Source organism: Streptomyces sp. NPDC020731 (genome assembly GCF_044334705.1).
GTDB lineage: Bacteria > Actinomycetota > Actinomycetes > Streptomycetales > Streptomycetaceae > Streptomyces.
This window is the reverse complement of record NZ_JBIRTN010000004.1, coordinates 392,104-398,397: the sequence shown is the minus strand read 5'-3', so window position 1 is coordinate 398,397 and position 6,294 is coordinate 392,104. Positions and strand designations below refer to the sequence as shown.

The 6,294-nt window shown below is 73.2% G+C and carries 6 protein-coding genes and 1 pseudogene; 5 read left to right on the top strand and 2 right to left on the bottom strand.

Features of this window, described 5'->3' with window-relative positions; genetic code table 11:
* Positions 1–147 precede the first annotated feature (147 nt).
* The 4 genes and pseudogenes from ACH4VX_RS08880 to ACH4VX_RS08865 form a co-directional block, all read left to right on the top strand.
* Positions 148–1,248, top strand: a pseudogene (locus ACH4VX_RS08880) (ArsA family ATPase); the annotation flags it as partial.
* 57 nt (positions 1,249–1,305) lie between these two features.
* Positions 1,306–1,824, top strand: coding sequence for a DUF5304 domain-containing protein (locus tag ACH4VX_RS08875; protein WP_398366660.1), 519 nt, complete (start codon positions 1,306–1,308; stop codon positions 1,822–1,824).
* A 126-nt stretch (positions 1,825–1,950) separates the two neighbouring features.
* The gene (locus ACH4VX_RS08870; protein ID WP_398366659.1) at positions 1,951–2,904 is read left to right on the top strand and encodes an ROK family glucokinase; all 954 of its coding nucleotides are present in this window, start codon (positions 1,951–1,953) and stop codon (positions 2,902–2,904) included.
* Positions 2,905–3,138: 234 nt separating this feature from the next.
* On the top strand, positions 3,139–3,894 hold the full coding sequence (locus ACH4VX_RS08865; RefSeq protein ID WP_398366658.1) for an endonuclease/exonuclease/phosphatase family protein: 756 nt from the start codon (positions 3,139–3,141) through the stop codon (positions 3,892–3,894).
* A 6-nt stretch (positions 3,895–3,900) separates the two neighbouring features.
* Here the strand turns inward: ACH4VX_RS08865 and ACH4VX_RS08860 are convergent, their stop codons facing one another.
* Positions 3,901–4,488 (bottom strand): hypothetical protein, encoded by a 588-nt coding sequence (locus ACH4VX_RS08860; RefSeq protein ID WP_398366657.1) that lies wholly within the window; start codon positions 4,486–4,488, stop codon positions 3,901–3,903.
* Positions 4,481–5,278 (bottom strand): alpha/beta hydrolase, encoded by a 798-nt coding sequence (locus tag ACH4VX_RS08855; RefSeq protein WP_398366656.1) that lies wholly within the window; start codon positions 5,276–5,278, stop codon positions 4,481–4,483. Before ACH4VX_RS08855 ends, ACH4VX_RS08860 begins: the two co-directional genes overlap by 8 nt.
* A gap of 180 nt (positions 5,279–5,458) precedes the next feature.
* On the opposite strand from ACH4VX_RS08855, the gene ACH4VX_RS08850 reads away from it, so the two are divergent.
* Complete coding sequence (locus ACH4VX_RS08850) at positions 5,459–6,277, top strand: lysophospholipid acyltransferase family protein (protein ID WP_398366674.1); 819 nt, start codon at positions 5,459–5,461, stop codon at positions 6,275–6,277.
* Positions 6,278–6,294: the final 17 nt, after the last annotated feature.

Here is a 6,294-nt window from a genome sequence, read left to right as displayed (position 1 = left end):
CCCCTCACCCAGCTGCGGGCAGTCGTGGGGGGGGGGGGGGGGGGGGGGCGGCCGCGCCCCCCCCCCCCCCCGCGCCCCCACCCCCCCCCCCCCCCCCCCCCCCCCCCCCCCCCCCCCCGGGGGGGGCGCCCCCCCCCCCCCCCCCCCCCCGCCACCGCGCTCGCCGCAGCCCGCGAGGGCACTCGCACGCTTCTGCTCGGTACCGACCGGACGGACACGCTGGGGCCCGTGCTGGGCGCCGAGGCCGTACCGGGGCTCACCACACGGCGCGTCGACCCCGACGCGGACTTCCGCGCCGACCTGGCCGCCCTCCAGGACCGGGCCGCCTCCGCGCTGGACCTCCTCGGTGCCGCCCGGCTCGAACCCGAGGAGACCGCCCCGCTCCCCGGCGCCGAGGAACTCGCCGTACTGCGCGCCCTGCGCGACGCCGCGCTGTCGGAGGACGCGTACGACCTCGTCGTCGTGGACCTCCCGCCCACTCCGCGCGCCCTCTCCCTCCTCGCCCTCCCCGAGGAACTCCGCCGCTACCTGCGCCGCCTGCTCCCGTCCGAGCGGCAGGCCGCCCGCGCCCTGCGCCCCATGCTCGGCCGCCTCGCCGGCGTCCCCATGCCCGCGGAGTGGCTGTACGAGACGGCAGCCCGCCTGGATCTCCAGCTGGCCGCCGTGGAGGCCGTGCTCGCCGACCGCGACACCGTCGTACGCCTGGTCGCCGAGCCGGGACCCGCCGGCGCCGACGCCGTACGCACCGCGTCCCTCGGACTCGCCCTGCGCGGACTGCGCACGGACGCGCTGATCGCGATCCGCGTCCTGCCGGAGAGCGAGGCGGGCGGCTGGCTGGCCGGCCCCGTGGCCCAGCAGCGCAAGACCCTGGAGGAGTGGCGCGAGTCGTACGACGTCCACCCGGTGGCCCACCTGGGCCGCGACCCGCGCGGCACCGACGACCTCACCGCACTCGCCGTACCCGGTGCCGGGACGGAACCGGGCGGCGTCACCCAGTGGCCGGTCACCGACCACCTGGCCGACGACGGCGTCCTCGTCTGGCACATCCCCCTCCCCGGTGCCCGCCGAGACGAACTCGACCTGATCCGGCGCGGCGACGAGCTCGTCGTCACCGCCGGCCCGTTCCGCCGCGTCGTCCCGCTGCCCTCCGCGCTGCGCCGCTGCTCCGTCGCCGGCGCCGCCCTGCGCGAAGGCGAGCTCCGCGTCCGCTTCCAGCCGGATCCGGCGCTGTGGCCGCGCACCCGCTGAAGCGGGGACGGCCGTTCGGGTACCGTCGATAGGGCCACCCGTAGTCAGGAGTCCGTCATGAGCGAACAGCTCCCCCCGTCCGACGACGCCGGGGACGAGATCGTCGACAAGCCGGTGGACGACGTACGGGCGGCCGAGACCCACGCCGACGCCTGGGCGACCGCGGCCGCCGAGGACCTGGAGGCGGAGAAGACGCGCCGCCGCGCCCAGTACGGACCGCCGCCCGGGTCCGCCGCCGAGGAGCTGAAGAAGCTCGTCGACGCGGTCGCCGACAAGCTCTCCGGTCTGCAGTCCCCGCTGTTCGGCGCGGTCGCCGGGCCCGCCGCGCAGCAGGTCGTGCGGCAGGTCGTCCAGCAGGCGAAGGCCGCCGTCGAACCCGTCATCGAACGCAACCCCGACGTCTTCGACCACCTCGCCGCCGCCGGCAACGAACTCCTCGCCGCCTACCGCTCCGCCGTACAGGACCAGGAGCGCCGCTGGACGGCCCGCGAGTCCGACCCCCGTGACCTCGACGAGCGCCGCGACCGGGGCGACGACCCCGGCACCGGCCCCGGCGAGCACATCGACCTGGACTGACGCAGGGGCCTCGGCGGGGTGCCCATGATCCCCGCCGGACCGTTCACCGTGCGGACGCCGAGCCCTCGACGGCAGCGCCTCGGGTACCGTTGGAGGTAGCGGGGCTCGACCGAAACTGAGGGATTCATGGGACTCACCATCGGCGTCGACATCGGCGGCACGAAGATCGCGGCCGGCGTGGTCGACGAGGAAGGCAACATCCTCTCGACCCACAAGGTGCCGACCCCGGGCACGCCCGAGGGCATCGTGGACGCCATCGCCTCCGCGGTGGAGGGAGCGCGTGCGGGGCACGACATCGTCGGCGTGGGCATCGGTGCGGCCGGATACGTCAACCGCCAGCGCTCGACGGTGTACTTCGCGCCCAACATCGACTGGCGCAACGAGCCGCTCAAGGAGAAGGTCGAGGCCCGTACGGGTCTCCCGGTCGTCGTGGAGAACGACGCCAACGCCGCGGCCTGGGGCGAGTACAAGTTCGGCGCGGGCGCCGGCCACCGCAACGTCATCTGCATCACGCTCGGCACCGGCCTCGGAGGCGGCGTGATCATCGGCAACAAGCTGCGCCGCGGCCACTTCGGCGTGGCCGCCGAGTTCGGCCACATCCGCATGGTGCCGGACGGCCTGCTGTGCGGCTGCGGCTCGCAGGGCTGCTGGGAGCAGTACGCCTCCGGCCGCGCCCTCGTCCGCTACGCCAAGCAGCGCGCCAACGCCACCCCCGAGAACGCCGAGACCCTGCTCTCCCTCGGCGACGGCACCCCCGAGGGCATCGAGGGCAAGCACGTCTCCATGGCCGCCCGCCAGGGCGACCTGGTGGCCGTCGACTCCTACCGAGAGCTGGCCCGCTGGGTCGGCGCCGGCCTCGCCGACCTGGCCTCCCTCTTCGACCCCTCCGCCTTCATCGTCGGCGGCGGCCTCTCCGACGAGGGCGAACTGGTCCTCGGCCCGATCCGCAAGTCCTACAAGCGCTGGCTGGTCGGCGGCAACTGGCGCCCGGTCGCCGACGTCCTCGGCGCCCAACTCGGCAACAAGGCGGGCCTGGTGGGCGCGGCGGACCTGGCCCGGGAGCCCGACCCGGTCATGTGACACCCCTGCCCACACGCACGGCCGCGCCCGCCTGATCCCCTCCGGGGACGGCGGGCGCGGCCGTGACCGCCACCACGGGATTCCACGAGGGCGCAGCCGGGTTGCCCACGGTGACGACGGGATGGACGGCGGTCCGTCGCGGGGAGGAGATGGGAACCGATGAGTCTTCACTTCCTCGGCCGTGTGGAGCGCTGACCCGCGTAACGTCGTGCCGGTCCGCGTATCTTGATCCGTATGGCGACGATTCCGCTGCTGCCCGACTCCCGGACCGAGTCCGACGGTTCGGCCGTCATCCGGGTGCTGAGCTACAACATCCGTTCGATGCGCGACGACACCGACGCCCTCGCCCGGGTGATCACCGCCTGCGCTCCCGACCTCGTCCTGATTCAGGAGGCGCCGCGGTTCTTCCGCTGGCGCAAGAAGCTGGCCCGGCTCGCCTCGGGAACGGGCCTCGTCATTCTCTCCGGGGGTGCCACCGCCGCCGGACCCGCGATCCTGTGCTCGCTGCGGGCGACCGTCGAGCGCACCGAGGACGTGCTGCTGCCGCTCACACCCGGACAGCACCGGCGCGGGTTCGCCACCGCCGTCGTACGGTTCGGCGGGGCCCGGCTCGGGGTGCTGAGCTGTCATCTGTCGCTGGAGAAGAGCGAGCGGTACGAGCAGGGCGGCATGCTGCTCGACCGGCTCACCGGGATGGGCGTCGAGCATGTCGTCGCAGGTGGCGATCTCAACGAGCGGCCGGACGGGCGCACCTTCCGGCGGCTGGCCGAGTCCCTGACCGACTGCTGGGCCGCCGCTCCCTGGGGCGGTGAGCACACCTGGGTCCGTGACGAACCGCACCGGCGGATCGACGCCCTCTTCGCCACCAAGGGTGTCGAGGTGCTGGGCTGCGGGGTTCCGCTCGAACAGCCCGGGGTGAGCGCGGCAGACCTGAGGGCGGCCACGGACCACCTTCCGGTCCTGGCCGCCCTCAGGCTCCCTGTCGCGTAGCAGCGGTCAGACCACCGCGCCCCGCCCAGGATCGTCGTCGTCCTCGTCGTCCGTGCGCATGCGGATCACCAGCGTGGCGAAACCGCCCAGGAAGCCGCCGATGCACAAGGTGGTCAGCCACCAGGACATCTCCCAGCCGAGCAGTATCGCCAGTAGAAGCAGGAGCGGGCCGCCGAGCACTCCCAGCCAGGCGAACTTCGACGTGACGTCGGCATCCGGCAGCGGCGGCGGCTCCGGCGGTACGAAGTGGCCCTCGTCGGTCTCGTCCAGGTCGTCCTCCGACGGTTCCTGCACGCTGTAGTCGCGCGGGCCGCCGACACCGGGCGCGAAGGAGACGGAGCCGCCCAGCGGCTTGGCCGGCTTGTCCTCGGTCTTCCGGGGCGCTTCGGCCTGCACCTCGTCGTCATTGGTCTCGGGCTCCAGCAGCGCCAGATCCTCGACGGACTTGAACGGCTTGGCGCCCGGCGGGTCCGGCGGCTCCTCGCCGTACCCGGAGACGATCGCCTCCCACGCGGCGGCCTCGTCGAAGGCGATTCCCTTCTCCTCCGGCTCGCGGTCCTCGCGGTCCTCGCGGTCCGAGTCGTGCTCAGCCACCTGCGGTCGTCCCTTCCTTGCCGAGACCGGGCTCCTTGACGGCGCCGGGCGCGAGCCGGCCGATGAACGCGGTGCTCTCCTGGAAGATCCGCTCCGCGTCATGGTCCAACGTCGCCACGTGGTAGCTCTGTTCCAGCAGGATCTCCGTGACGTCCGTCGACGACACCCGGCCGAGGATCCGCGCCGAGTCCGCCGGCGGCACCACATGGTCCTGCGGGCTGCGCATCAGCAGCAGCGGCTGGGTGACCTGGGGCAGCTCGCCGTCGACGAGCCGGAAGAAGTTCCGCAGGGAGTGCGCCGCGTGCAGCGGGACCCGGTCGTAGCCGAGCTCCCTGCTCAGCGGCTTCGCGATGTCGCTCGCGATGCCCTTCGTCGCGGGGACGAGATGGCGCAGCACCGGAAGGGCGTGCGCGGCCACCCCGTGCACCTTGTTCGCCGGGTTGACAAGTGCGATGCCCTGAACCGACTCGCCGTGCGACGCGGCCAGCCGCAGCGCCAGCGCGCCGCCCATCGACAGACCGGCGACGAACACCCGCTCGCGGCGGTCCAGCAGCAGCCGCAGCTCGCGGTCGACCTCCGCGTACCAGTCCTGCCAGCCGGTGACCCCGAGGTCCTGCCAGCGGGTGCCGTGCCCGGGCAGCAGCGGCAGCGAGACGGTCAGACCGCGCCCGGCGAGATGCTCGGCCCAGGGGCGCAGCGACTGCGGCGAACCGGTGAAGCCGTGGCAGAGGAGGACGGCGGTCTCCCCGCCCTCGTGGCGGAACGGCTCGGCTCCGGTCATGAGCGGCACCTTCGGCCTCCTGTCCGTAGGAAGGTCACGGTGATCGCGGCAGGCGCCGCACACGGGTTGCAGGACCTTCACCGTACGCGACCGTACTGACACCGACCAGGGCCGTCGGGTCCTTCGACGGTGCTCCGGGATATGGTCTGCCCAACAAGCACAGGAGGCACTCGGTTGTTGTACGGCACGATGAAGGTCGCCATCGGAGGGCCGCTGAAGCTCGCCTTCAGGCCCTGGGTGGAGGGCCTGGGGAACATACCCGCCGAGGGCCCGGCCGTCCTGGCCAGCAACCACCTGTCGTTCTCCGACTCCTTCTTCCTGCCGGCCGTACTGGACCGCAAGGTCACCTTCATCGCCAAGGCCGAGTACTTCACCACTCCGGGCGTGAAGGGCCGGCTGACGGCCGCCTTCTTCAAGGGCGTGGGCCAGCTCCCGGTGGACCGCTCCGGCGCGCGCGGCGCGGGCGAGGCGGCGATCAGGAGCGGCATAGAGGTGCTGGAGCGCGGCGAGCTGTTCGGCATCTACCCGGAGGGCACCCGCTCGCCCGACGGCCGCCTCTACCGGGGGAAGCCGGGCGGTCTCGCGCGCGTGGCGCTGGCCACCGGGGCACCCGTGATCCCCGTTGCCATGATCGACACGGAGAAGATCCAGCCGCCCGGACAGGTGATGCCGAAGCTGATGCGGCCCGGTATCCGGATCGGCAGGCCGCTGGACTTCAGCCGCTACCAGGGCATGGAGCACGACCGCTTCGTGCTCCGCGCGGTGACCGACGAGGTCATGTACGAGATCATGAAGCTGTCCGGCCAGGAGTACGTCGACGTGTACGCCACCGCCATGAAGCGGCAGCTCTCGGAGGCGGCCAAGGCCGAGAAGGAGGCGGAGAGGGCGGCGAAGGCCGTGCTCGCCCGCGCGGAGAAGGAACAGGCCGAGAAGCTGAAGGCCGCGATGGAGCAGGCGGACCGGGAACAGGCGGACCGGGAGCAGAACGGGCGCCGGCCCGGCCCCTAGACGGGGCTCAGGGGGAA

Coding starts and splice junctions, on each gene's coding strand:
- ACH4VX_RS08865 (WP_398366658.1), top strand. CDS start 3,139: ATGGCGACGATTCCGCTGCTGCCCGACTCCCGGACCGAGTCCGACGGT.
- ACH4VX_RS08850 (WP_398366674.1), top strand. CDS start 5,459: ATGAAGGTCGCCATCGGAGGGCCGCTGAAGCTCGCCTTCAGGCCCTGG.
- ACH4VX_RS08875 (WP_398366660.1), top strand. CDS start 1,306: ATGAGCGAACAGCTCCCCCCGTCCGACGACGCCGGGGACGAGATCGTC.
- ACH4VX_RS08870 (WP_398366659.1), top strand. CDS start 1,951: ATGGGACTCACCATCGGCGTCGACATCGGCGGCACGAAGATCGCGGCC.